This is a genomic window from Daejeonella sp., from assembly GCF_030695525.1.
Taxonomy (GTDB): Bacteria; Bacteroidota; Bacteroidia; order Sphingobacteriales; family Sphingobacteriaceae; genus Daejeonella.
This window is the reverse complement of the sequence record NZ_JAUYSS010000020.1, coordinates 69,831-96,410: the sequence shown is the minus strand read 5'-3', so window position 1 is coordinate 96,410 and position 26,580 is coordinate 69,831. Positions and strand designations below refer to the sequence as shown.

Here is a 26,580-nt window from a genome sequence, read left to right as displayed (position 1 = left end):
ATTGAGCTTGATCTTCTTAAAGTCAATATCAGGCATCGCTGCTTCAGTTGTAGCCATAGCATCCGATTTCATCATCATATTTGCACGATACATGGGCTGAGGGTAATATTCATTATTAATTTCCTGAATTTCCATTGCTCCACCCAAAGTTCCCCCAATTGAAGTAATCAGATACTCAGCTTTGTTTTTTGCAGCCTGTAGAGCTTTTATTTTAAGCTCTTTTTTCAGGGTTTCAATTTTAGAATAATCATAGCTCTCAATATTGCTGTATTCAATTCCTTTAGGATCTACAGCACTCATAATTTCATTGAATTTGGTCAGATCAGTGACTTTGATACGGTATTGTTTGCGGGCCAAAAAATCAGGTGCTTTTTTCTTTTCCCACCAGTTATTATAGCTGGAGATATTGTTGATCGTAAAATTTTCCTGAGGAATGCCTGCTTTCAGAACTGCCGACTGTAACTGACGTTCAAGTTCTTCGATCTCAACTTTCTTCTTGTTATTTGAATCCCTGAAATACTCTTTCAATGACATTCCGATATAAATAATATCCGGTGTTACTTCAGCTTCGGCTGATCCGTTTACTTCAATTTTTCTGCGTGTATCAATGTTTTGTGAGAAGGCGCTTAAGCTGAATACACTTAAGAGGGCAATAGCTAATATGTTTTTCATGTTCTTTATTTAATTAAATCTATATGTATTGGATGAAAAATTCGTGCCAAATCCATAAGGAGAATTGAGAATTGAGAATTGAGAGTTGAGAATTGAGATTGATTTTCAGCTAAAAATACGGTTTGGACAATAAAAAAGGCCTTTTTAGGCCTCGGTTTTATTCTTCAATACTTTCGCTATGCGGAAAGAATTCTTCTTCTTTCTCTTCCTTGAAATATCGTTTCTGGTAAATGAGTATCAGAATTACACCTATAGAAATAGCCGAGTCGGCTAAATTGAAAACCGGACGGAAGAAGATAAATTCTTCACCTGCCCAGAAAGGGAACCATTGCGGATAGATGCCCTGCAGGATCGGAATATAAAACATATCAACCACTTTGCCATGGAACAGGCTGGAATAGCCTCCTTCAGGAGGGAAAAGTACTGAAGGCTCATAATAAGAACTTTCATTGAATATGACACCATAGAAAGTAGAATCAATGATATTTCCCAATGCCCCTGCAAATATGAGCGCAAGATTCATAATCAGTCCGCGATGGTACTTCTTCTTGATTAAATGGACCAGTCCGTAACCAATCCCGCAAACAGCTACAATTCGGAATAGTGACAAAGCAAGTTTTCCTGCTTCACCCCCAAACTCAATACCGAAAGCCATTCCATTATTTTCTGTGAAATGTATAATCGCCCAGTTGCCAAATATTTTGTACTCCTGGCCTAAGGACATATTAAGCTTAATCCAGAATTTTAAGGCCTGGTCGGCTAAAAGAATAAGAAAAATTGCAACAAATGGCTTGGTATAAGCTTTCATTTATGCCTGTTTCAATTTAGCTTCCATACTTAAAGTTGCATGCGGAACAGCACGTAAACGTTCTTTTGGAATTAGTTTGCCAGTTTCTCTGCAAACGCCATAGGTTTTATTTTCAATACGAACCAAAGCACTTTCGAGGTTATCGATGAACTTTCTCTGGCGTGCTGCTAACTGATTAATTGATTCTTTTTCAAGAGTTGCCGAACCATCTTCAAGAGTTTTATAGGTTCCTGCAGTATCATCCGTCCCGTTCATATTCGGATTGCTTAACGATTGTGTTAAGGCAGCTAATTCTTCTTTTGAGCTACGTAGTTTCTCAATAATGAGATCTTTAAATTCCTGTAATTCTGTATCGGAATATCTAGTTTTTTCGTGCTTATCCATTTCTATCCTTTGTTTATTTGTATTATTAAATCCTTATCATCAATGCTCACTGTTTCACCCGAATCAAGATCTGTCACAAGCTCCAATGAGTCAGCCAGAATTTCCGCGCAAATATAGCTTAAATTATTTTTCAGGGCTTCAGAAATATATGGATGGTCTTTTATTAGTACCCTGATCTTATCTGTCACCTCAAAACCAAGCTCTTTTCTGAGATTCTGGATGCGGTTTACCAATTCTCTTGAAATCCCTTCCTGCTTCAATTCTTCTGTTAGCGTAACATCCAAGGCAACAGTTAAGTTTCCAAGGTTAGCCACCTGCCATCCCGGAACATCTTCTGCCAGGACTTCTGCATCTGCAAGATCTACCACATATGAAGTTCCCGGAATAGCAATAAAACCTTCATTTTCAAATCGGCTGATATCCTGTTGTGACATGGTATTTAATACTTCTGCCACAAGTTTCATATCCTTACCAACTTTCGGGCCTAAAGCTTTAAAATTTGGTTTTATTTTTTTGCTGATGATTCCGGAGGTATCGGTAATGTATTCGATACTCTTCAGGTTTGTCTCAGATAGGATAAGATCTTTTACCTTCTCAACCTTTACTTTGAAGCTTTTGTCCAATACCGGGATCATCGCTTTACTCAATGGCTGTCTTACATTGATACTTACCTTTTTACGAAGCGAGAGTATCAGCGAGGAGATATCCTGTGCTAATGCCATACGTTCTTCCAGATCTTTGTCTACCAGCACCTCATTATAAACCGGGAAGTCTGCCAGGTGAACTGAAATAACCTTTTCTTTTCCGCTTGCTTTGTTCAGGTCTATGAATAAACGATCACTAAAGAATGGTGCAACAGGCGACATTAATTTGGCAATGGTACTCAAACAGGTATAAAGTGTCTGGTATGCCGAGATCTTGTCTTCGGTGTATTCACCTTTCCAGAATCGCCGGCGACATAAACGCACATACCAGTTGCTCAAATGTTCATCCACAAAATTCTGAATTGCCCGCGTAGCACGTGTTGGTTCAAAATCTGCATAATAATTGTCCACTTCAAGGCACAGGGAATTCAATAAGGAAATGATCCATCGGTCAATTTCAGGGCGGTCTTTGATATCTTCCTCTTTATAACTAAAGCCATCAATATTGGCATATAAAGCGAAGAATGCATAAGTATTATGCAGGGTTCCGAAAAATTTGCGGCGAACCTCATCTATCCCTTCAATATTGAATTTCAGATTATCCCATGGTGATGCATTGCTGATCATATACCATCTGGTAGGATCTGCACCATATTTTTCAATGGTCTCAAAAGGGTCAACAGCATTTCCCAGACGTTTGGACATCTTGTTGCCGTTCTTGTCGAGAACAAGACCATTTGAAACAACATTTTTAAATGAAATACTATCATGAAGCATCACCCCAATGGCATGCAGGGTAAAGAACCATCCGCGGGTTTGATCAACTCCTTCTGCAATGAAATCGGCAGGGTAGATTGAACCGGATTCGCCATCTGATCCTGCTTGTTTATTCCAGTATTCTAAAAATGCTTCCGGACTTATATTGCCATTTTTACCTTCTGCCGTTGGTGGTAGTCCCCACTGGGCATAAGGCATGGCTCCTGAATCGAACCAGACATCAATCAGATCAGTCTCACGGGTCATTTTCTCGCCTGTTTTGGAAACAAGGATGACATCATCCACATAAGGACGGTGCATATCATTGATCTCAAATGCAGCATCCATAAACCCGGCTGCCACTGCTTTTTTGATCTCCGACCGGAGTTCCTCAACAGAACCAATACACGTTTCCTCAGCTCCGTCAACTGTCCTCCAGATTGGCAAGGGTGTACCCCAATATCTTGAACGGGAAAGATTCCAGTCCACCAGGTTTTCGAGCCAGTTACCGAATCGGCCGGTACCGGTTGATTCAGGTTTCCAGTTAATAGTCTTATTCAGCTCAACAAGGCGGTTTTTTACCGCTGTGGTTTTAATAAACCAGCTATCCAAAGGATAATAGAGAACAGGCTTATCAGTACGCCAGCAATGCGGGTAACTGTGTTCGTATTTCTTAACATCAAAAGCCTTATTATCTTCTTTGAGTTTAATTGCAATGAGTACATCTGTGGGCCTGAAATCGGGGTCTTTGCGGACTTCATCACTGTAATATTCTTCTCTTACAAATCTACCTGCAAAATCAGTCACCTCCTCAACAAAACGTCCTTGTTTGTCGACAAGAGGAAGTTCATTTCCTTTATCATCAGTAATCATCACCGATGGTACATTGTTTTCACGGGCTGCCCTGAAGTCATCCGCACCAAAGACAGAAGCTGTATGCACGATACCGGTACCATCTTCAGTAGTTACAAAGTCGGCCGGAATAACACGGAAAGCATTTTTCTCAAGATCAGCATTGCTGACATAAGGCATCAATTGGTGATAATGAAGTCCGACAAGGTCAGAGCCCTGAAATTCAGCTACTAGTTTCCATGGAATGAGTTTGTCGCCAGCTTTATAATTGTCGAAAGACAACGCTTTGCTTTCATCCTTGAAGTATTTTGAAACAAGATCCTTTGCCAGAATAACACTAACCGGTTTAAAGGTATATGGATTGAAGGTGCTGACTTTTACATAAGAGATTGAAGCTCCTACAGCAAGGGCGCAGTTCGATGGTAAGGTCCATGGGGTAGTCGTCCATGCAAGAATAACAGTATCCTCTTCCCCATTTTCAAAAAGAATATCCATTATGGGATGATCCTGATCCTTTTTTAAATGAAACTGAGCAACGATGGAAGTATCCTTCAGCATTTTGTAAGTACCGGGCTGATTCAATTCATGAGAACTTAATCCGGTGCCTGCAGCAGGCGAGTAGGGCTGTACGGTATAACCTTTGTACAAAAGGCCTTTTTCATGAAACTGCTTCAGTATCCACCAAAGCGTTTCGATATATTCATTTTCATAGGTGATGTACGGATTTTCAAGATCAACCCAATAACCCATTTTCTCGGTAAGGTCGTTCCAGACATCAGTGTATTTCATCACTTCAGTACGGCAAGCGGCATTGTAATCGTCAACACTAATTGATTTGCCTATATCATCTTTTGTAATTCCCAGCTTTTTCTCAACAGCCAGTTCAATCGGCAAACCGTGGGTATCCCAACCACCTTTACGTTCTACACGATAACCTTTCAGGGTTTTATAGCGACAGAAAATATCCTTGATGGAACGGGCCATCACATGATGTATTCCCGGCATCCCGTTTGCGGATGGAGGACCTTCATAAAAGATATAAGGTTTTGTAGCAGGCCGGTTGGAAATACTTTTATCGAATACCTGGTTTTGTTTCCAGTATTCTAAAATTTCTTTCCCGGTTTTTGATAGATCAAGTTGCTTATATTCTTTGTACATCAGTGCTTTAAACCTCAAAATTTAAGGATGCAAAGTTAAGAAATTTAAGGCTTAAAATGCAGATTTTTGAAATCATTAATCAGCATTAGGACGAAACAGAATTCAAAATAAGTATTTTGCTTACCTTTGTATTAAACTGATTGAGTTTTATGGGAAATAAATACATGCGTCGCGGCCTTTGGTTAATCCTTATTGGAATTGCATTTAACTTCCTTGGATATTACCTTATGGAAGCAGAAGAATTCAAATATGGTTGGGCTATGGTCATTGGAACAGTTGCATTTGGTCTTGGATTTTTGCTGGTGATCTATAGTTTGATGCGCAAAATGGACCGTAGTGCTTTGATGAAAGGACGTTCTGAATCAGAAACAGAAGAATAGGTTCGGTTAGGTTTGTTTGCTAGCGCACGCGCAATGTCATTAAGTTAAGCAGAAAAGGGGGTCGTGGCCTCCGCCACGATGACAGTTCAATATTTAATATTAGGGGAGATCCTGAATTCGTCAGGATCGGAGTGAGTACCGAAAAAAGGCCTTTTCGATGTATAAATCAGCTATTGATAAGACTCCAATTCCGGCCTTGAGCCGTATCTCCTCTCGAGACACAAGGAGTTGTCATTCTCGCGAAAGCGAGAACCTCCTTTGTAATTGACGCGTAATTTATCCTTAAATAATGACATTGAGCGCACGCGTGTCGCGTGTGCTTCATATAATTTTCAGGAACGCAGTACTGTCTGTAGGGTTAAGCGCAGCGTCTCTACGGATTCTCCAATGGTGACGAGTCTCCTGACTCCTCCTTGCACAGTCAGTACAGTGAGAACACTGTGCTAAACAACAGACAGTAAATTTTTTTTTGAGAAACGAGTCTGAAGACTCTTATTTATTTAATAATCCGTAGAGCGCTGCGCTAACTCTACGGACAGTGAGACATTGAGTAGAATAGTAATGAATAGCTGAATCTAAAACTTATTACCTACAACGTATTACTTACAACTTAGATCTTAATAAAAATCTTCTTCCTATACAGAAAATACATCATTGACCACACCAGGACCAGGGCTCCAAGTGCTTTAAGTGCATCATGAAACTGCTCGGGAAGTGGTGCATAAAGTCCTCCAAAAAGTGCATAAGAGGTGTGTTCAAAATCAATGAAATGATAGGCCAGATAAATGGTTAATGAATTCATTCCAATTACCTGGAAAAAGAAAGCCCAGCGCTGGTATTTCAATACGTCAATCACATAATAGAAAAGGCTGAGTATTAAAAAGGCCATTCCGGCAGTGAGCATAATGAATGAGCTCGACCAAAGATGCTTGTTAATTGGGAAATGCAAGCCCCAAAAGAGTCCGAGACCTATACCTGCAATACCTGCCAGCAGGAGAATCTGCAATTTTTTACCCTCTTTTCGATCTGAGCGAAGAACATCCCCCGCCATTGAGCCCATTACAGTCAGGCAAAGAGCAGGTAGCTGAGTGATGAGTCCGTTCTCATCATAAATTTTTTGCAGGAGCCGTCCCGGCAGGAAATTTCTGTCGATCCATCCCACAAGGTTTCCTTCAATACTTAAATTCCCTGCACCATAGCCCGGAACAGGTATAAGGAATAAAGCTGCATAATAAAGCAGCAGAATTCCGGCGACCCAGAATATCCTGTGAAGGCGGGAAAAGTTCAAATACAACAGACTGGCAAAAAATCCGGCCACACCTATTCTGCCCAACACACTGGCAACCCTGATCTGGCTGGGTTCAAAAAATGTGACAGGCTGATTTTTATCAAGAATTCCAAGAATGACTAAAATGAGCATTCTCCAGAATGCTTTTTTGTATAATTCAGCTTTTGAAAGGCCCATTTCTATCCCCTTATTCAGCGAAAATGCCATGGATACTCCGGCGATGAAAAGGAATAGTGGAAAGATAAAATCATAAAATGTAAAGCCATTCCATGCAGGGTGCTTCAGTTGGGCTGCAATCCAGTCGATCCAGGCTAAACCGGTTTTGTTCTCAAGTAGAACGAGAAATGTTCCTCCGCCTGAAATCAGCAGCATATCAAATCCACGTAATGCATCAATGGATAGAAGTCTCTGTGGTTTACTTAGTTCTGTATTATTTTCTTTTCCGGTTTGCTTTGTCATTCCTTTTGCCTTGTTGTTTGGTGAAATTAAATTACTGATTTTATATATATAATATACTATGAAACCTGAGTTAGATAAAAGGATGATTAAAAATCAGGGTATAATTGATCAGATAATGCTCAGGAGGCAATACTATTAGATTTTGGAAAGCAATACCTGTGTAATATAGGCTAGTTCAGCCCTTTCCTCCGGAGTAGTTCCGGCAAGAAATCGCGTTCCCCTCTGGTCGGTGTTCTCACCGTACCAAGCACGATCATATCATTGGTCGGTGATAACACCAACCACCGGGAACACCAAACACAGGGAAACTGCCGTAAGCTACCTCCTCCGGCAAGGTTTATTTTACCCGGAGCTGCTGGTGCGCGCGCAATGTCATTATTTAAGCATTCAAGATTTCTGTTTGGTACCGTTTTGCCCATTTGCCCTGTAGAGGCCACATGTAATAATAGATTAGCCGACCCCGGAGGAGGTCGTATGTCTACCAATACCACATACGACCTTCGGGGTCGGGATTTTTTCGTTGAAAATTGTTCTATAAACATGTGACCCATTCTGGGTCATAGAGAAAATTTCGAATTGAAAGGGCAATCGGCAGAGTTGAACTTAACCTTAAATAATGACATTGCGCGTGCGCTAGCAAAGGTGCAAACAGGCAAAATAACCATTGGCCATTTATAATAAACCCGGGTGGCAGCTCTAGCTTTTTTGCCCAAGCAAATTTTTATCTAAAAATGGAATTTATGGGCAAAAACTAGGGCAGAACACGGGACTGCCATGACTGAAGAAGCACGGGTCTTGCTTTCTAAAACGAGAGAAAAATCAATCAATTTAAACTTGTCACAGCAAAATTTAATTTCGAACTCACCTTATTTATATTTTATTCAAGCTCTTCTATACATCCCATCAAAATTCTTCTTAAATTTCTCCTCATGTTCATTAACAAAGAACCCCATGAAAAATAATCGCAGAGACTTTATTAAACAGGCCGTTCCGGCTGTTGCCGGTGTAACAATGCTAAGCAGTTTATCTGCATTTTCATCCGATAGAAATGAAAATCTTGATTCGTCTGATTTTCTGAAGCGACCTCAGAAGTTTAACATGTCAGGCTATGCTGCTCCAAAACTCGAAACTGTTCGAATTGCATTTATAGGTACCGGAAACCGGGGATCTGGCGCTGTGCAACGTATGAGTAAGATTGGGGGTGTTGAGATTAAAGTAATTTGCGATCTGCGTCCTGAAAAGGCAAATGCAGCATTTAAGCGTATTGAAGCATCTGGTCAGAAACCTGAGCTGGTTACCGGAAATCCTGAAGCCTGGAAAAAAGTCTGCGAACGGGATGATATCGATCTGGTTTATATTGCAACTCCCTGGGCATTACATGCTCCAATGGCTGTTTATGCAATGGATCATGGCAAGCATGCCTGTACTGAGATACCGGCTGCTACTACAATTGAGGAATGCTGGCAATTGGTAGAAAGTTCTGAGCGAAACAAGAAGCATTGTATGATACTGGAGAACTGCTGCTATGACTTTTTTGAGTTACTTACACTCAATATGGCGCGACAGGGATTTTTTGGGGAGATTGTTCATGCAGAAGGTGCCTATATCCATGACCTTTTGGCCGGCGACTTTTCAAAAGATAAATATTATGATTTCTGGCGACTAAGAATGGATGCCAGCCGACAAGGTAATTTATATCCTACGCATGGCCTTGGGCCGGTGAGTCAGGTAATGAACATTAATCGTGGTGATAAAATGGACTATCTGGTTTCTGTTTCTACGAATGATTTTATGATGGGTGATACGGCAAAGAAACTGGCTGCTACTGATGATATCTATAAGCAATTTGTTGGAAAGCCTTTTAATGGCAATATGAATACCACCACCATTCGTACCAATAAAGGCAAAACGATTATGCTGCAGCATGATGTTACCTCTCCTCGCCCCTATTCCAGAATACATCTGATTAGCGGAACCAAGGGTACTGCCCAGAAATACCCGCTTCCGGGTAAGATCTCAACCGGTCATGAAGGCTGGATTTCTGAGGAGGAGTTTAAAGTGCTTGAAAAGAAATATGAGCCCGCAATTGTTAAAAAAGTTGGAGAACTGGCAAAGCAGGTTGGAGGGCATGGAGGGATGGACTTTTTAATGGATTGGCATAATATTGACTGTCTTCGTAATGGATTGCCTGTCGATCAGGATGTTTATGATGCGGCATTGTGGAGCTCTATTTTCCCTTTAAGTGAGTGGTCAGTGAAGAACCGCTCCAATTCCATAGACGTTCCTGACTTTACAAGAGGCTCATGGAAAACGAATGAACCGGTGGATATTACCTTGAGTAAGGGTGGGAATACGGAGGTGAAAATTTGATTTGTTGACAGTTGACAGTTGAATGGATAATTGAGCAAATTAGCATCCCGATAGCTATCGGGAGGAAAAGGACTTACGAAATCACATAGGTGATTATAAAGTCGATTTCGTCAGTCACGTTCCCTCTGGTCAGTGTTGTCACCGTACCATAGTACAATAAGTCCTTTTATATTTTTTGGTTCCCTCTGGTCGGTGTTGTCACCGCACCATAAGTCCTCTAATATCTTTTGGTTAATGAAACACCAGTAAGAGGGAAAACAGTATAGATATAATGAGGTCGTGGCCTCCGCCACGATGACAGCGCAACATTTAAAATAAAGGGGATTCCGGCGCGGGGGCCGGAATCGGAGGGGCAATAGGGGCTGCCGGAATTGTTATGTATGTCATTCAGAGGAGCCAGCCGAATTTCTCAACCCGATAGCAATCGGGTTAGTAGAATTGTGCGGCGACGAAGAATCTCATCACCAAGAGCACGAAATTTTGCTGAAGCAGGATTTATTTGCCGTTTCTTGCTACTCTTGAAATTTCATGTATAACATTAATGGAGCATTTTTAGGGCCTCACCCTTATTACTGAGCCGTTGATGCCATGATCATCCTGGCCCTCTCCGGAAGAGAGGGTTTAAAGATATTGCATGGATAATTTAGGATGTAATGAATTGTTTATTTGACAGTGAGGGTAAAGACTTGCGAAATCACCTGGCCGAGCGGAAAGTAGATTTCGTCAGTCACAATCCAAAAATGGCGACTGACGAATTTAACCGACATGGTGCCTAGGTAAATTCGCAACCCGATAGCTATCGGGTCTGAAAATACGACCTGGAAAATCACATGTGCGAGCAGAAAGTGATTTCGTCTTCGCGTCTTACTTCTTATCTCATTCAAAGGATCCAGAGGATATTCTCAGCTTAGTAAAATTATGTGGCGACGAAGAATCACATCCTATGACCAAGAAACTTGAAAATCTAATTTAAAATAAGTAGAGTAAATCTTCATGCAATTTGAGGGCCTCACCCTTCGTACGGAATTGCTGGTTTCAAGACTAGAGCTGCCCTCTCCGAGGGAGAGGGTTTAAAGATTTTGCAAGGATAAATTTTATCATCCGCCCTGGCGGAGCCAGATGATTTTTTGATTTGCTCAGATTGTGCGTCGACTAAGGAACTCATTCCCATACTGCTGCTGTGAACCTTATTGCATTGCTGTTGTAGGAAATATTCATTAAATTTGTTATTATGATTGCAGCAGAATTATCATTTACGCAGTTACTGGATGCAGTAAGGAAGTTAAGTCCATCAGAAAAACTGGAGCTAAACGAGATGATCTGGAAGGAAGATATATCTATTCCTGTTGAGCATCAAAAGCTCGTTTACGAAAGAATTAAGACAGCACGGTCTAATTCACAGGTTCTTCATGATTGGGATGCAGTTTCCAAAAAACTTAATTCCTGAATGCCGGACTATAAGATACGGATCCATTCTGAAGCTATTGACGATTTAAAAAAAGCTACGAAATGGTACGAAGATCAAGTGGATGGATTAGGCTCAAGGTTTGAGAAGCAGGTTGTAAAACAGATCAACAAGTTAAAAACTACTGCCGGAATCTATTCCATACGCTATAATGAGGTTCGATGTGTGGTAATTGAAAAATTTCCATTTATGATACATTTTACAATTGATGACCATCATCAATACGTCGATATTCTTGCACTGTTTCATACCAGCCGGAATCCTATGATTTGGGAAGGGCGGGAAAACAAGGAGTAAAATCAATCTGGAGTGCTTATTAGAGCCTCACGCTCTGTACGTAAAGCTGGTTTCAAGGCTAGAGCTGCCCTCTCCGAGGGAGAGGGTTTAAAGCTATTGCAAGGATAATTTAGGATGTAATGAATTGTTTATTTGACAGTGAGGGTAAAGACTTGCGAAATCACCTGGCCGAGCGGAAAGTAGATTTCGTCAGTCACAGTCCAAAAATGGCGACAGGCGAAAATGGCGACTGACGAATTTAACCGGCATGGTGCCTAGATAAATTCGCAACCCGATAGCTATCGGGTCTGAAAATACGACCTGGAAAATCACATGTGCGAGCAGAAAGTGATTTCGTCTTCGCAAATGGGAAGAATAATTTGTCGATGAGTTAATTTGCCAATTTGTCGATGGGGGTATTGAGCATTTTGTAACGATTGTCATTCAGAGGAGCCAGCCGAATTTCTCAACCCGATAGCAATCGGGTTAGTAGAATTGTGAGGCGACGAAGAATCTCATCCCATGAATATGAAATTTTGCAAAACCTCATTTACATTGCAGTCATACGCTTCCAGTATCGCCACCCAGCTATCAGTATTAACAGGCCAAGCAGAACCATAATGATTTTTGAAAATGCAATTCTGCTTTCCTTTTCCTTATTTTTTAAATCTGTATTATGTTCCATATTCCGACTAAATTCAATATTATCCTTTTCAAGGTTATGGACATCCTGAGATCGATTTGAACTGTCAATAAGACTCTTTACTATATTTTGTTTTCCTTTAATACTGATACTGAATGCTTTTCCTTTAAATCCATTTTTCGGTGAAAAACTAAATGTATCCAAAGGAAAAATATCTACCTGATAAGTATGGCCAAGAGAATCAGATAATCGGATAGTGCGGCTATCTTGTAACCTGGTCTGAAGCTCTGTAGTAATCATGATTTTCTGATCCTCTGCCATTTCCGTTTTGCTTTTCTGACGATTAAGAAATTTATCGATCTGGCATGATGTTAAAGTCATTGAAATGAACAAAGCACCCCCAAAAGTATATCCTAAAGTAATTTTATTGATTTTCATGATTGTTAAATTTTATTCCAAGGCTGGTGGCTGGTGCACGCGTGTCGCGTGTTCCAAAACAATGCCAACCTTATTAATCTTGCTCTGAACATTACAATTTGCTGCTTTTACCTTTCAGCTTTTACCTTTCAGCTTTCTACAGATACCTTGCCACCTGATAAACAGATTTAACCAACCTCCTTTTTCTATAGACCCCATCTCCCTCCCTGCCACCCGAAACATTCGTATTCCCCTCAACCGTAATCAGCCAGGTCCCGTCCCATTGATCAATAAAACCGGCATGGGCAATGCGGTTTTTATCGGGGAAGAATAGTCCAAAGATGTCACCGGTTTTAGGTGTTGTCTGTTGTCTGTTACCTGTTGTCTGGCTGGGCGGATAGATGTATGCTATGCGTGAGTGTCTTGACCCGATAGCTATCGGGTCCTGGCTCCCTGCCTGACCGGCAGGCAGGTTGGTTCCTGACTCACCTGACAAGCTTTTGGCTTTCAGCTTTCTGCTTTCAGCTCTATCCCAGATCAATTTATTACCCTTAAACAAGTCCGGTGACCAGCCCGAGCACGGATTCTCAATCCTTGCCTGCCCGAAAACCCAGCAGATAAAAGCCGCGCACCAGGGCTGGCCTTTTTTCAGGTTCACATATTTTAGATATTCTTCAACCTGCGTACCGGTATTAATGCCTTGTTCACGGATACCAATTTGGGAGTCATAGATTCTTTTGGTTGTTACCCGATAGTTATCTCGTTGCTGAAATCTGAGGTCGGTTATCTGTTGTCCGATGTTAGTTATCTGTTGTCTGTTATCAGTTGTCGGGATGCGAGATTTTACTCCTGAGAGAATTTGATCCTTATTCCTGACACCCGTTACCTGATGCCTTTTCTGAGCTGAGCCTTGAGCAATGGGTTTTGGGCTTTCATCTTTCTGTTTCCAAATCGGAGAATCAATCTCCTTCTGAACCAACCTTTTACTGACAACAGGCAACTGACAACTGACAACTATACTATCGCTGCAAGCGTAGCCACAAAGGCAAAGAGTACCAGCAAGTAGAATCCGAGGTAAATAATTACTTTTTGCCATGATTGTAAGGATTTAAAATTCCGTTCAAAATGTTCGTTTGAATATTCTGCAAACACCGGCCAGATGGCTGTGATGATCCACCAGGTTACAGATTTGAAGATCAGGATTGCCGATACAGCCAGAATAATTGCACTGAATATCCCGGGATCGATCGCGGCGGCCGTAACATCTATTGTGCGAATGATATATGGGAAAAACAGGAAGATCACAATGATCACAATGATCCCGGCTAATTCCTTTCTTAAAGGAAAATGCCAGGGGAGATAATATTTTTGAATAAGTTCCATGATTTTGATTTTAAGATGATTAATTAAGGTTAATAAGTGTTTCTGAAAAAGGAGTATCTGGTAAATTCACAGATCCCAGGTACTTACTGTCTGATACCGCTTTGCCATCCCCATTAATGAAATACATATAGGCCTCCACATGCTCGCCTGTAAAGCTGCATGGCAAACTAAGTATGCCCATGCTGTCATCCGATCTAAGTTCAAGGGTATCGGAAGCCCATTCCTTTCTAAGCGGATTGTAGGCCAGCATGACAAGCTTTCTTTCTAAATAGAAATCAGGGCTATCCGGACACCAGCGGAAGATCAGATCGTTTTCTATGGCATATACTGAATGACAGTGGCCAACAGAGAGTCTTCCGGAGCTGAGCTGAAGTGCAGCATAATTGAAGGAATATTCAGGGTAAGTTCCCTTTATAACTTCAGTTAATACTTTGCTCAGGCAGCAATTGAAAGCAGAAATCCTTCTTTTACCTTTCTCAGGCAATTGACTTAACTGATCCCGCAGGGGAGAGACTAAGGCCATGGAATGCTTAAATTTTTCCCTTTGCGCTATTTGTCTATTGCCCGGAGGCTTGATTGATTTACGCGGCATTTGCCGGATACAATACTGGTTTTTATACCTGTACCCAATAATGTTTCCAACTTTTCCGCTGAAACCTCCCAGGATACCATGATGTAATATAGCCATGACTGATAATATTAAGGGTTCTTAAAAGAGCCGGGAATTACCCGGCTCATGAATTTATGCAATCACTACTTCGCTGATATACAGACTGGTAGAAACCGTCTTTTTATCTGCTGATATAAAAGCAATCCAAACGTGGACGGTATCGCCCACAAAGTCGGCAGGTACATCCATACTGTCCGCCAAAATGCTGCGGTCCACACCATCGGTCGTAAATACATATTGCGACTTAAGGGGGTTATAAACCAGCAGCATCGCTTTATCCGTAGGCTTGGCCGTTCCTGAAGCAGAATTATCCTGCCAGGTAACATTTACTTTGCTTGCAGCAGAAGTGACAGCCGGCCCCCAGGGACCGGTCAGGTTACCCTTACTGATCAATACCTTTGGATAATCGATCATCAGATCAGGATAAATTCCGGTGATTGCCTCTGCAAGAAACTGGGAGGTAGCCACGTTGAAAGGAGTCTGCCGGATGGCAAGACCTTTATATCCTATGTTGATCAATGCGCTGATTGGCTGGAGAAAGCCGGTGGCCATCCCCAGTTTTGCCCGCTGGAGCATTTGCAGATCCGTTGGTGCTTTTCTTGATGGTTTAGGCAAACTGCGCATATACTCAATACCGTTCCAACTACTGCCCACTACTGTTCCGACCTTGCCGGAAAATGAGCCTAATATTCCTTTTTTATATGTTCCCATATCATTTAAAATTTAAAATGTTTAACAATCAGCACCCTTTAATTCGCACCGGTACGCTGTGCTGCTGAACGAAAGTAAGTACCGCCAGGGAGCCCTGAAATAGCTGAGCCTCTTTGAACCCGTTTTGACCTCCTTTGACCCCCTTTTTGAGGATTTGTTGTGCTCTTGTTCGGTCTTTGTTGAGCTTTTGTTGGGCTAAATGGCGTTTTGAAGCATTTGAGCACAACAATAGCTAAGGAAAGTATAAGGAAGAACCTGTGGAATTGTGTACCGATAGTTATCGGGTTAACAATTGAGTAAATGAGAAAATTAGCAACCCGATAGCTATCGGGTTAGCAAATGGGATGAGTAATTCATTTGAAGCTACGTGTCTTGTCTTTATTCATTGCTCTTTGTTCTTTGATCCATTTGATTTGTCTATTTGTCGATGGGTGGGGAAAGACTTACGAAATCACATAGGCGATTGGAAAGTAGATTCCGTCTTCACTTTTGCCGATTTTGTCTGAACTGTGATTTTTTTGATTAATGTGATTCTGATGAGTAGTACTTTAAAACAAAATTTGCTTTGAACTCAAATTTATAGGCATCACGCTATCCCCCTTCGGAGGGGGGTGTATCGGCTTGGTGCGGTTGCAGGGGGAGGTTAAAATCATAAATATTTTCCATCCTCTCCCTTTTCCCTCTGGTCGGTGTTATCACCGTACCATAGTATCACAAACCCTCTCACATCTCCTGATTGGTGCTCCCCAACCAAAGGATAATACTCTCGCTAAGACGCAGAGACGCGAAATGTAACTTTTAAAATGAATGATTTATATTGTAAGCCATTCCCTGTGGTCGGTGTTATCACCGTACCAGTTACCCTCTGTTCAGTGTACGAACTGTCCATCTCATTTCGACGGGTATGAAATTTTGCTGTAGTATGAGCTGCTTTTTAGGGGGCCTCACCCTGTGTACGGCACTGCTGGTTTCAAGTCTAGTGCTGCCCTCTCCAAAAGAGAGGGTTTAAAGATTCTGCAAGGATAAATTGTCTATTTGTGGATGGGGTCGTGGCCTCCGCCACGATGACAGCTCAACAAATAAAAATTAAGGAGATTCCGGCGCGGAGGCCGGAATCGGAAGGGCAATAAACAGTGTTGCAATTCCCTATGGTTGGTGTTACCTTACCATAGTACCAAAGTCCTCTCACATCTCCTGGTGTGGATAACACCAACCAGAGGAAAGACTTCCGAAATCACATAGGCGATTTCCCTCTGGTCGGTATTCCCTCTGGTCGGTGTTATCACCGTACCATTTACCCTCTGTTCAGTGTACAAACTGTCCATCTCATTTCGACGGGCAGGAAATTTTGCTGTAGTATGAACTGCTTTTTAGGGGGCCTCACCCTGTGTACGGCACTGCTGGTTTCAAGTCTAGTGCTGCCCTCTCCAAAAGAGAGGGTTTAAAGATTCTGCAAGGATGATTTGTCGATAGTTCGGAATATTTGATTGCTCATTTATTATAATAATCCCATAAATCATCTGAATCATGGTTCAGACATGGGTTAAAATTTTCTCTGATTGGTGTTAACGTACCACAAACCCTCTCACATCTCCTGGTTGTTGATAACAGCAAATAGAGGCACAAATCTCATAGATACAAGCATTTAGAGAACAAGCGATCTTTTAAATTTTGTATAGTCTTATGAATAAAACAATTAAATTATTGTATACTGTAACAAGCAAAATAGTTATATATTTGTATTCTTAATAGATCATTATGGAGAAATTATTTGAGAAATATCAAAAAAAATTACAAAATACGTCTATTCAATTTGTCCGGAGTTTTATTAATGATGTCAATTGGGAAGCCCGATTAATTGGGATTAAAGGGGCAAGAGGCGTAGGCAAAACAACATTGCTCTTGCAGTATATGAAGCTGAACTTTAGTAAAGAGTTAGAAAAATCACTATATGTAAGTTTAGATTCTATAGGATTTAGCAATACCACTTTGGTTGATTTGGCCGATGAATTTGTTAAAAAAGGGGGTAAGTATTTGTTTTTGGATGAGGTTCATAAATATGCCAACTGGGCACAGGAGCTCAAAAATATTTATGATGATTATCCGGAATTGAAAGTGGTTTTTACTGGTTCTTCTCTTTTGGAAATTTTAAATGCCCGATTTGATTTGAGTAGAAGAGCTATTGTATATCACCTTCAGGGACTTTCTTTTAGAGAATACATTTCGTTAGAAACAGGGATACATTTTGAGCGTTTGTCTTTAGAGCATATTCTGGAAGATCATTTATCGGAAGCGACTTTGATTAATGCTGAAATAAAACCTTATCAATATTTTGGAGCCTATTTGAAGTATGGTTATTATCCTTTCTATAAAGAGCAACCTGAATTGTATTGGCAACGTTTGGAAGAAGTGATCAATATGATGCTCGAAATTGAGCTGCCTTTGTTACGAGGCGTTGATTTGGGGTATATTCATAAAATAAAACAATTGTTGGCTATTATTTCTGAATCGGTACCGTTTATTCCTAATGTGAGCAATTTAAGTGCTAAAATTGGAATAAACCGATCGACTTTGATGAACTATTTACATTACTTAGAAGAAATTGGACTGACAACTAACCTATATAAAGAAGCTAAAGGCAATAGTAAATTACAAAAACCAGCCAAAATATACCTGGAAAATACCAATCTGATGTATGTTTTATCCCCTTCTAAAATTAATAGTGGTAATGTAAGGGAAACTTTTTTTTCCAATCAATTAGCATACCATAACAATTTAAGTTATCATGAAGCAACTGATTTTTTAGTAAATGAAAAGTATGCTTTTGAGATAGGAGGAAAAGACAAGTCTGGTAAGCAAATTAAGAACATTGAAAATGCTTTTATTGCAGCCGATGATATTGAATATGGATTTCAAAATAAAATACCATTGTGGATGTTTGGCTTTTTGTATTAGATAATATCCCAATGCCATTCCCTCTGGTCGGTGTTATCACCGTTCCAGTAACCCTCTGGTCGGTGTACAAATTCGACGGGTATGAAATTTGCAATAGTATGAACTGCTTTTTAGGGGGCCTCACCCTGTGTACGGCACTGCTGGTTTCAAGTTCGGTGCTGCCCTCTCCAAAAGAGAGGGTTTAAAGATTCTGCAAGTGTAATTCCAATTAATAGCTTTTCTTCAGAAAATATTAAACAGTTCAAAGCAGGATTTCTCAGGCAACAGACAACAGACAACTGGTAACACAATTCAGCTCGAACTTGTATCCGGGAAAAGAAGATAGTATACATCCTTTTCCCTGTAATAGTATTTATTTTTGATTTTGCGGAAAGGGAGTAATCCCTCGGCGCGGCGGCGTTTCAGGGTACTTTTACTCCAGCTTAGTTTAAACATCACTTCCTGATCATTAAATAAAACTTCGGGAATCCGGCCCTTAGTTTTGACGTTTTGTTCAGCTAGTGTACGGATATAGAAGAGAATCTTTCCCTGAGTCTCTTCTATACTTTCAAGTTTCCGGAGTAAAGGCCTGTTATCCATTGTTCATGTGCCTGATGTCTGTTGCCTGATGTCTGATGTCTGATGTCTGAAGTCTGATGTCTGATGTCTGAAGTCTGAAGTCTGTTGTCTGGGATTAGTGGTAAATGTCAAATTAGTTTCATCGTCCTGGTTTCTGGTTCTTTGGTCTGTTGCCGGGAAAGGCATCCTGAATCAAATGTAAATTACTGATTATCAATTTTCTTGAATCCGGCCAGCTCGACTTGATTTGTATTTTTTTTGACCCGATTGATCCCAGCTGACGTAAATGTTTGTGTGTAAATTTAATCCATAAGCATTTCAATATCTGATTTCCGGTAATAGTATTTGCCATTTATCCGGATGTAACTTATTGTTCCTTCAAGGCGGTGGCGCCTAAGGGTGCTTTGGCTCATGTGAAGCTTTTGCCTCAAGTCCTTATTATCCAGCCACTTTTCAGTAAAAGCAAGAGGAAGTCCGCTACGCTGATGCTCTTCAATAAGAATCGGCAGCTTAATCATTCGGAAAAGCCGGGTATTTATTTTAAGGATAAGCCTGAAAAAACGTAATAAGCCATGCATAAGCCTCAGGTTTTGCTCAGAGGATATAAAGAACCTTTAAACAGCAAGAGCGTAAAACATATCGAATTTAATTTTTTAACCAATGTCATACGGTGACATGTTAAATTCTTTCCTCATGCAGGTAAGGAATTCCATTTAAAAATATGAGCCATGTCACCACCCATTTCAAAAATTGCTATTAGATTTAATTAACTAACCTAAAAAACCTATGGAAATTGAATTTAACACCGCAAGTTTCAAAGACTTTGAAAATGTGGATGGACTGGATGCGTGGAAACGTGCCGGTTTATTTCAAAATTATCTTAATTACCTGGATGATAACGGACGCCTTAACTACCGTCTTGTTTCGTCAAGTGGTTGTGGGCCGGAGATGAATGTACTTACAAAAGATCATTCAAAGGCCCGTAAAATGGTAAGCTTTGTATCCAATGATTACCTGGGTTTTACTCAGCATCCTGAAATCAAGGCTGCTGTTATTGCTTCAATAGAGGAGTTTGGATCCGGCGCTGGCGCATCTCCTGCAATTGGAGGTCAATTCAGCTATCATGAAAACCTTGAGCAAAAGATCGCTGCTTTTTTTGGCAGGGAAAGCGCAATTATTTATACAACCGGCTATACGGCAAACAGCGCTACATTAATGAGTCTGCTGCAGAAAGAGGACATTGCAATTGTAGATATGGCAGTTCATGCAAGTGTATATGAAGGCTGTCAGCTTACAAACATGAAAGTATTCCTGCACAACAGGCTGGATCTTCTCGAACGAACATTGAAATTAAGCAGGGATGCCTACCGGACCAAGATGGTAATTGTAGACGGAGTTTATTCGCAAGACGGCGATATCGCACCGCTTGATAAGATCCTTGAATTATGCCGGCATTATGGCGCTTATTTAGCCGTTGACGATGCACATGGTGTGGGTGTAGTGGGGAATACCGGTAGAGGCGCCATGGAAATGTATGGGATATTACAGGAGGCGGATATTATAACCGGAACCTTCAGCAAGACTTTCGGTAATGTGGGCGGCTATGTTATAGCCTCTCCAGAATTGATCAATTTTCTCAAATATCAAAGCCGGCAGCACCTGTTTTCGGCCACCTCAACACCTGCCGCCGCCGGAATTATCCGCGGCATAGAGCTGCTTGACGAAGAACCCCATTGGAAAGATCAATTATGGGAGAACATCAATCACTTCAAAGACGGCCTCGATAGCCTGAGCTTCGATACTGGTCCCACGCAGTCTGCCATTATACCAATTAAAATAGGTGACGCATCTGTAACTGCTCAGATGGCGGCAATGTTAATGAAAGCCGGTATCTATACCAATCCTATTATTTACCCGGCAGTCAGTAAGAAAAATGCTCGAATTCGAACGAGTGTTATGGCTACTCATACCAAAGAGCAGTTGAATCAAGCCCTTAATGCATTTGAAGACGCAGGTAGAAAGCTAGGGATCATTCATAAAGATCCGCTTAAACGATAAGGTAATGGAATACAGCGGACAAGATCACCTGAGAAGACAGGCGGACCTGTCATTCCCGAAAATAAAAGATAAAGAACTTACTAAACGTAAACTCATTAATGCCGTAGGCGAGATAATCAGAACAGAAGGTTATACCGGATTGGGGGTTAACAAGATAGCCAGGCAGGCACAGGTTGATAAAAAACTGATTTACCGGTACTTCATCACAGTTGACAGGCTAATTGAAGAATATGTACTTGAAAAAGATTACTGGATGCTGGCTTCAGAGAAAATGAGCGACCAGGCGCTTAATGATGATCTTTCAGAAACGATATCCAACATTCTGGAAAATCAGTTTGATTTTTTTTATAGCCAGGCAGAGATGCAGCAGCTCATTATATGGGAAATTAGTGGCAGCAAATTAATGAAAAGCATATCTGTGGCAAGGGAACACCTCGGCGAGAAATTCATGGAGTTAACCGATGAGTATTTTGAGGGCAGCAATATAAATTTCAGAGCCATTGGATCACTCCTCTCAGCAGGCATATATTATATGACACTGCATGCGCCAGTTACTCCATATTGCGGTATCGACCTCAACATACCGGCTCACCGTGATGAGGTAAGGAAAACGATCCGGCAGATCATCCGCTATGCATTTGATGTAGCGAAAGCAAAGAAAAAGGCTAGGAATGGAAACTGATCTTATGGCAGAATTCCTGAACAGGATATATCCATTGGCATCAGGTACAGAAAACTATATTCGTGATATAGCCTATCGCGTTCAATACACCAAAGGCCAGATTCTCGCCAGCCCGGGAAAACGGGCAGACGAGATCTGGTATATGGTTAATGGCCTTGCTAAAGAGTATTATTACGAAGTTTCGGGAAAATGTATCATCACTTCATTCTGGAAGGAGAATGAGATTATGGTAATTCCTGAAAGCTTTTTTCGGAAAACTCCTTCTGACCGCTATATAGAACTGGTTGAAGATAGTGTACTGCTGGGTTTGAGCGGACGCCAGGTATTGCGGCTGCAACTGGCACATCCGGAGGTTCATTCACTAGGCTATGGAATACTTTCGCTTGCCAAACGAAAGAGCGACGAAAAAGGCTCTCTCTTATTTCATAGTGCTAAAGAACGTTATTCCTTGTTTTGTGAAAAATTTCCCTGGGAACGGATATCAGTTACAGATGCTGCATCTTATTTGGGATTAACTAGAGAGACACTCAGTTCCGTACGTGGTAAAATATGATAAGCCAGTCAATTTTTTAATAACCTGAGTTCGATAGGTCAGGGTAAAAAATGCGGTTATAATTAGTCAGATAAGGCTCTGGTGCACAATTATTAGATTTTGGAAAGCAATACCTGTGTATTACAGCTTAGTTCAGCCCTTTCCTCCGGTTAGCTCCGGTAAGAAATCGCGTTCAATTTCAAATTACCCAAAGCCGGAAGCTAATCCTCCGGTAAGGTTTATTTTACCCGGAGCTGTATTTCATTGGGAAGGGCAGCCAAGCACTGCTGGGTGCGCGCGCAATGTCTTTAAATTAAGGATTACGATCCTGACGATTTCTATGATCTCCTGCCCATAAAATAATGACATTGCGCTCGCGCTAGCAGAGCAAATGTATTCGATTATTCAACTTTTCGGGAATCAAATCCCTAAAAGTCTAAACTTTTCAGGAATCAAATCCCTAAATTTGTATATTAGAGTTTGTATCAGGCAAGATTATGGTAGTTAGAGAGATTGAAAAAATAATAAAAGAGCGACTAAATAAGGGCAAAGCCATTGTTATCTTAGGTGCCAGACAGGTGGGTAAAACCACATTGTTAAAGACACTTTTCGGTAATTCGAACGAAGTATTATGGTTGAATGGGGATGAAATGGATGTTCAATCATTATTTTCAGATGTTTCAGCAAGTCGCTTAAAAGCAATATTCGGGAATAAGAAAACAGTTATCATTGATGAGGCCCAACGTATTCAGGATATCGGTTTAAGAATGAAATTAGTAACAGATCAAATACCAGAAGTACAGTTAATTGCTACAGGAAGTTCTGCCTTTGAATTAGCCAACCATCTTAATGAACCATTGACCGGCAGGAAGTGGGAGTATAAGTTGTATCCAATATCATTTGGTGAAATGGTAGGTCACCATGGTTTACTTGAAGAGAGACGGCTGTTGCCGCATAGGATGGTTTTTGGATATTATCCTGAGGTGATAAATAATATTGGGTTTGAAAGGGAGATTTTAAAGCAATTATCTGATAGTTATTTATATAAGGATCTATTATTACTGGAAAATATCAAGAAACCCGAAGGACTTATAAAATTATTGCAGGGCTTAGCCTTTCAGATTGGTTCTCAGGTTTCTTATAATGAATTATCACAGCTATGTGGTTTGGATGCCAAAACAGTTGAAAAGTATATTGTTTTGCTGGAGCAGGCATTTATAGTTTTTCGCCTAGGGTCATTTAGCAGGAATCTTAGAACAGAATTAAAGAAAAGCAGGAAAATATATTTTTATGACAATGGGATCCGAAATGCATTACTAGCTAATTTTAATCTGATTGAGAATAGAGCTGATTCCGGAGCGTTGTGGGAAAATTTCTTAGTATCAGAGCGGATTAAGCATCTTGAATATAATCAAAAATGGGTGAATTATTGGTATTGGAGAACAAAAGAGCAGCAGGAGATTGATTTTATAGAAGAATCAGACGGACAACTTACAGCTTATGAGTTTAAATGGAATCCTAAAGCTAAAGTAAAAATCCCATCTTCTTTCCATCATACTTATCCTGATGCTAAGTTTAAGGTGATAGATAGAGATAATTTTGAAAACTTCCTGGGTCTCAATTTGGATTAATCCTAATCACCCCTATTTAACTTGAACTCGACATAATATTAAAAAACCACATAGAAACATAGCATTTTAAAGCTTCTAACCTACATTTTAGACACTGAGAGCCTTGAAGCTTCGCTTCAATCTATGTTTCCTTTTGAGCATAATAAATTCAATCTATGTGGTTAAATATTAATCTTTAGATAGCTTAATATCCAACTCATGTTAAATTATTTAAGGATTGACAAATATAAAAAGGGGGTCGCGGCATCCGCCACGATGGCCTCCGCCACGATGATTGCTCAATATAAAAAAATAAGGAGATTCGGCGCGGAGGCCGGAATCGTATTCTCATTCGTAATCATAGCGGGTTTAACCCACTACCTTTTTAATCAGCAAGATGTAATCCTTAAATAATGACATTACCTTTCCGGGTCAATTTACAATCCAAAAATTGTTAGAGCTGATGAAGATCCAGATAGTTATCGGGATGGGTACACGGCAGGTTGCAAACGCAGAGGATGCAGGTAAAATATGATAAGCCATTCAATTTTTTAATAATTATTACCTCATAAAATCATAATTATCATCACATAATGTACCTTCTTTAACACATTCTCCAGCGGTTCTCTACTGAACTTTAGGTTATGAATTCGCATGGTACAGGAAGTTATGATGATATACTCAACAGGATAGTAATTGCATTACTGATACTGCTTTGGATATACTCAGGGGTCAGTAAATTAATTGAATCTGAAGAGACGCAGCAGCAGATACTTAACCAGATAGTTCCAAAGGTCTTATCCCGGGCCATTTTATGGGGTATAAGTATTATTGAAATTCTGACTGCCCTCTTACTATCCTTCCGGACAACCCGCCCGACAGGTATTATTATTTCAGTAGCATTAATGGGGGTTTTTTGCTTGTATATAGGCGCAGTCGTTCTGGGACTGTTCAGGTATACTCCCTGTTCCTGCGGCGGCATAATAGCTAATTTAAGCTGGACACAGCACCTGATCTTTAATGCCTGCTTTCTGGCCATAGCGCTCTATGCTTTTTTCATCGATTTAAAAGAAAGGAGGTCGGGAAAAAACAATTGAAACAATCAAATTTGATGTCCGGCCCAGGGCACAGGATGTCTGATATAGAAAGGACAAGCCGAAAACCTTAAACAGAGTAGGCAATAGTTAAAAAAAATTATTATCATGAAAACCTTTAAAATTAATCTGAATGTTTTGGCCCTGGTATGTGGCTTGGCATTTGCTTTCAGCTCATTTGCTTTTTCAAATAAGAGCCTGAACAATAACAATTTATCAACCGGATGGTTTGCCACAGATCGAGATGGAATTCTGCTTGCATCCCCTTATGTCCCAATTGAAAATCCTGAAATTAGTTGCCTTGGCGGCGATGATTTTTGTGCTAAGGAATATACGCTTGATGTAAACGGAGATCCGGATACTGAAACACAATCTCAGCCTGTTATGCGACCAGAGGAATGATTTAAAAACAGCCCCGGTCCATGGGGCTGTTTTTAAATTAAAAAACTATCTAACTACAAGTATTTTAGTCTCCACTTGCTTAGGAATCAGATCAAATCCAAATTTCTTTAGTTCTTCTCTCATTTCATGAACATTTTCTCTTCCTTTAAAGTGTAGCAGTAACCTTTCTTTGAAATTGGTTTCATCCACAATGATATCATTTCTCAATTTTCCTTCTAATGACTTAATAAGTTGTTTTACCAATTGATTTTCTATAGTTGTGATTCCACTTTTCTGATTGTACAGTGTTAAACTTCTTCCTTTTCCGGAGGACAATGGGATCTTATTTTTGTCGCTTATTATTAAAGCGTATCCATCCACTATTCTTGTTTCTTCATTTATACTGACATTAAAAAAGCGTTGAAGGTCTTCCTGCATCATTTTCGGCAGCCTATCAGCATTTTCAGGCAATACCTTAATTTCATAACAATAGGTATTGTTCCATTCCCATTCAATTAATTCGTTATTGTCTTTTGGTATGAAGAATCTTTCAGGGTCCTCTTTCTCATAAATCACCCTCCTGTCGTCAGATAATGCTCCATATTTTTCTCCTGAGCCGAAACTGTCATAAGCCAGCTTGATCAGATTTTTAACTGACATGTTATAGTAAGCTCTTCTGATTACTTGTTTTGTGATCGGGTCAATGGTGTTTCCGGCTTTCTGGTTTATTCCATTTATGTATCGGGTATAGTAAGAAAACTGTTCAAGATTATTCAAAAAAGACATTTTGGCTTGCATGAACAAGGGTTGGGCAGGATTGAAATTCTGGAAATGATCCATTGGTAAAAGATTCAAACCTTCATTTTGAATTAGTTTTTTTACATTTTTAACCGTGAAATTCTGCGGATTGGCAATTGCCCTGATTATTCCTTTATTATCAACCCATACCTGATGAGGTAATTCAATGGGAAAGAATTCTCTTAAAGTTGAGTCTGAGTAAACAAGCGGTAATTTTGAATTGGAAGCGATTTCAGATCGGACAAACAATTTTCTGAGATCCAGATCCGTTTGCCTGGTAACACGAATAATTTCCAGATCTTTTGTAAAAAGCTGTTGGATACTATCGAGTTCCTTAAAGGTTTTAACAGAATAACTACAATAAGGACTCCAAAAATCAATGATCAGATGTTTTTCGGTATTATCCTGTATTTTTCTCACAGCCTTAGTACTATTCAGGATCTTGCTGATATGGATTGCCGGAAGGTGGTCTCCTATTGATAAAGCCTTGTTGCTTTTAGTTTGTGACCCTGCAGGCAAATAAGATAGCATACTGAAAATCATCAGTATGAGCTTGGAGGTGTATTTGCTTTTCAT

General features: G+C 40.3%; 24 protein-coding genes. 11 read left to right on the top strand and 13 right to left on the bottom strand.

The window, feature by feature from the left end:
* From Q8S11_RS04550 to ileS, 4 genes are all read right to left on the bottom strand, one after another.
* The coding region (locus Q8S11_RS04550; RefSeq protein WP_305660886.1) for an SIMPL domain-containing protein at positions 1-672 on the bottom strand (672 nt) is incomplete at its 3' end.
* 157 nt (positions 673-829) lie between these two features.
* Positions 830-1,480, bottom strand: a complete 651-nt coding sequence (locus Q8S11_RS04545) for a lipoprotein signal peptidase (RefSeq protein WP_305660885.1) — start codon at positions 1,478-1,480, stop codon at positions 830-832.
* The gene (locus Q8S11_RS04540; protein ID WP_305660884.1) at positions 1,481-1,864 is read right to left on the bottom strand and encodes a TraR/DksA C4-type zinc finger protein; all 384 of its coding nucleotides are present in this window, start codon (positions 1,862-1,864) and stop codon (positions 1,481-1,483) included.
* A 2-nt stretch (positions 1,865-1,866) separates the two neighbouring features.
* Positions 1,867-5,274, bottom strand: coding sequence for an isoleucine--tRNA ligase (gene ileS, locus Q8S11_RS04535; protein ID WP_305660883.1), 3,408 nt, complete (start codon positions 5,272-5,274; stop codon positions 1,867-1,869).
* A gap of 149 nt (positions 5,275-5,423) precedes the next feature.
* Here ileS and Q8S11_RS04530 point away from each other — a divergent pair, with 149 nt between their 5' ends.
* Positions 5,424-5,654 (top strand): signal peptidase, encoded by a 231-nt coding sequence (locus Q8S11_RS04530; RefSeq protein WP_305660882.1) that lies wholly within the window; start codon positions 5,424-5,426, stop codon positions 5,652-5,654.
* A 610-nt stretch (positions 5,655-6,264) separates the two neighbouring features.
* Here Q8S11_RS04530 and Q8S11_RS04525 read toward each other — a convergent pair.
* A complete protein-coding gene (locus Q8S11_RS04525) occupies positions 6,265-7,401 on the bottom strand; it encodes an acyltransferase family protein (protein WP_305660881.1) in 1,137 nt (378 codons plus the stop codon).
* A 951-nt stretch (positions 7,402-8,352) separates the two neighbouring features.
* Here Q8S11_RS04525 and Q8S11_RS04520 point away from each other — a divergent pair.
* The 3 genes from Q8S11_RS04520 (at position 8,353) to Q8S11_RS04510 (ending at position 11,533) form a co-directional block, all read left to right on the top strand.
* Entirely contained in the window at positions 8,353-9,771 is a 1,419-nt protein-coding gene (locus tag Q8S11_RS04520; RefSeq protein WP_305660880.1) for a Gfo/Idh/MocA family protein, read from the top strand.
* A 1,231-nt stretch (positions 9,772-11,002) separates the two neighbouring features.
* On the top strand, positions 11,003-11,218 hold the full coding sequence (locus Q8S11_RS04515) for a hypothetical protein (RefSeq protein ID WP_305660879.1): 216 nt from the start codon (positions 11,003-11,005) through the stop codon (positions 11,216-11,218).
* A complete protein-coding gene (locus Q8S11_RS04510; protein WP_305660878.1) occupies positions 11,219-11,533 on the top strand; it encodes a type II toxin-antitoxin system RelE/ParE family toxin in 315 nt (104 codons plus the stop codon).
* A gap of 529 nt (positions 11,534-12,062) precedes the next feature.
* On the opposite strand, the gene Q8S11_RS04505 is transcribed toward Q8S11_RS04510, so the two are convergent.
* From Q8S11_RS04505 to Q8S11_RS04485, 5 genes are all read right to left on the bottom strand, one after another.
* Positions 12,063-12,593: a hypothetical protein gene (locus tag Q8S11_RS04505; RefSeq protein WP_305660877.1), complete on the bottom strand. Its 531-nt coding sequence runs from the start codon at positions 12,591-12,593 to the stop codon at positions 12,063-12,065.
* Between the two features lie 136 nt (positions 12,594-12,729).
* Complete coding sequence (locus Q8S11_RS04500; protein WP_305660876.1) at positions 12,730-13,668, bottom strand: hypothetical protein; 939 nt, start codon at positions 13,666-13,668, stop codon at positions 12,730-12,732.
* The gene (locus tag Q8S11_RS04495) at positions 13,587-13,955 is read right to left on the bottom strand and encodes a hypothetical protein (protein ID WP_305660875.1); all 369 of its coding nucleotides are present in this window, start codon (positions 13,953-13,955) and stop codon (positions 13,587-13,589) included. The genes Q8S11_RS04500 and Q8S11_RS04495 overlap by 82 nt, the downstream gene beginning before the upstream one ends.
* Positions 13,956-13,974: 19 nt before the next feature.
* Complete coding sequence (locus tag Q8S11_RS04490) at positions 13,975-14,643, bottom strand: DUF6266 family protein (protein ID WP_305660874.1); 669 nt, start codon at positions 14,641-14,643, stop codon at positions 13,975-13,977.
* 54 nt (positions 14,644-14,697) lie between these two features.
* A complete protein-coding gene (locus Q8S11_RS04485) occupies positions 14,698-15,336 on the bottom strand; it encodes a DUF6266 family protein (RefSeq protein ID WP_305660873.1) in 639 nt (212 codons plus the stop codon).
* A gap of 1,758 nt (positions 15,337-17,094) precedes the next feature.
* Here Q8S11_RS04485 and Q8S11_RS04480 point away from each other — a divergent pair.
* Complete coding sequence (locus Q8S11_RS04480) at positions 17,095-18,291, top strand: ATP-binding protein (RefSeq protein WP_305660872.1); 1,197 nt, start codon at positions 17,095-17,097, stop codon at positions 18,289-18,291.
* A 291-nt stretch (positions 18,292-18,582) separates the two neighbouring features.
* Here Q8S11_RS04480 and Q8S11_RS04475 read toward each other — a convergent pair whose 3' ends face one another.
* Together Q8S11_RS04475 and Q8S11_RS04470 are read right to left on the bottom strand one after the other, a co-directional pair.
* Positions 18,583-18,870 (bottom strand): hypothetical protein, encoded by a 288-nt coding sequence (locus Q8S11_RS04475; protein ID WP_305660871.1) that lies wholly within the window; start codon positions 18,868-18,870, stop codon positions 18,583-18,585.
* 281 nt (positions 18,871-19,151) lie between these two features.
* On the bottom strand, positions 19,152-19,367 hold the full coding sequence (locus tag Q8S11_RS04470) for a helix-turn-helix domain-containing protein (protein WP_305660870.1): 216 nt from the start codon (positions 19,365-19,367) through the stop codon (positions 19,152-19,154).
* Between the two features lie 268 nt (positions 19,368-19,635).
* On the opposite strand from Q8S11_RS04470, the gene Q8S11_RS04465 reads away from it, so the two are divergent.
* From Q8S11_RS04465 to Q8S11_RS04440, 6 genes are all read left to right on the top strand, one after another.
* A complete protein-coding gene (locus Q8S11_RS04465; protein WP_305660869.1) occupies positions 19,636-20,907 on the top strand; it encodes an aminotransferase class I/II-fold pyridoxal phosphate-dependent enzyme in 1,272 nt (423 codons plus the stop codon).
* A gap of 4 nt (positions 20,908-20,911) precedes the next feature.
* A complete protein-coding gene (locus Q8S11_RS04460) occupies positions 20,912-21,589 on the top strand; it encodes a TetR/AcrR family transcriptional regulator (protein ID WP_305660868.1) in 678 nt (225 codons plus the stop codon).
* Complete coding sequence (locus Q8S11_RS04455; RefSeq protein ID WP_305660867.1) at positions 21,579-22,142, top strand: Crp/Fnr family transcriptional regulator; 564 nt, start codon at positions 21,579-21,581, stop codon at positions 22,140-22,142. Before Q8S11_RS04460 ends, Q8S11_RS04455 begins: the two co-directional genes overlap by 11 nt.
* Positions 22,143-22,618: 476 nt before the next feature.
* On the top strand, positions 22,619-23,752 hold the full coding sequence (locus tag Q8S11_RS04450; RefSeq protein WP_305660866.1) for an ATP-binding protein: 1,134 nt from the start codon (positions 22,619-22,621) through the stop codon (positions 23,750-23,752).
* 623 nt (positions 23,753-24,375) lie between these two features.
* Positions 24,376-24,828 (top strand): MauE/DoxX family redox-associated membrane protein, encoded by a 453-nt coding sequence (locus tag Q8S11_RS04445; RefSeq protein WP_305660865.1) that lies wholly within the window; start codon positions 24,376-24,378, stop codon positions 24,826-24,828.
* A 105-nt stretch (positions 24,829-24,933) separates the two neighbouring features.
* A complete protein-coding gene (locus tag Q8S11_RS04440; protein WP_305660864.1) occupies positions 24,934-25,227 on the top strand; it encodes a DUF6520 family protein in 294 nt (97 codons plus the stop codon).
* Between the two features lie 45 nt (positions 25,228-25,272).
* Here the strand turns inward: Q8S11_RS04440 and Q8S11_RS04435 are convergent, their stop codons facing one another.
* Positions 25,273-26,580, bottom strand: coding sequence for a DUF3738 domain-containing protein (locus Q8S11_RS04435; RefSeq protein WP_305660863.1), 1,308 nt, complete (start codon positions 26,578-26,580; stop codon positions 25,273-25,275).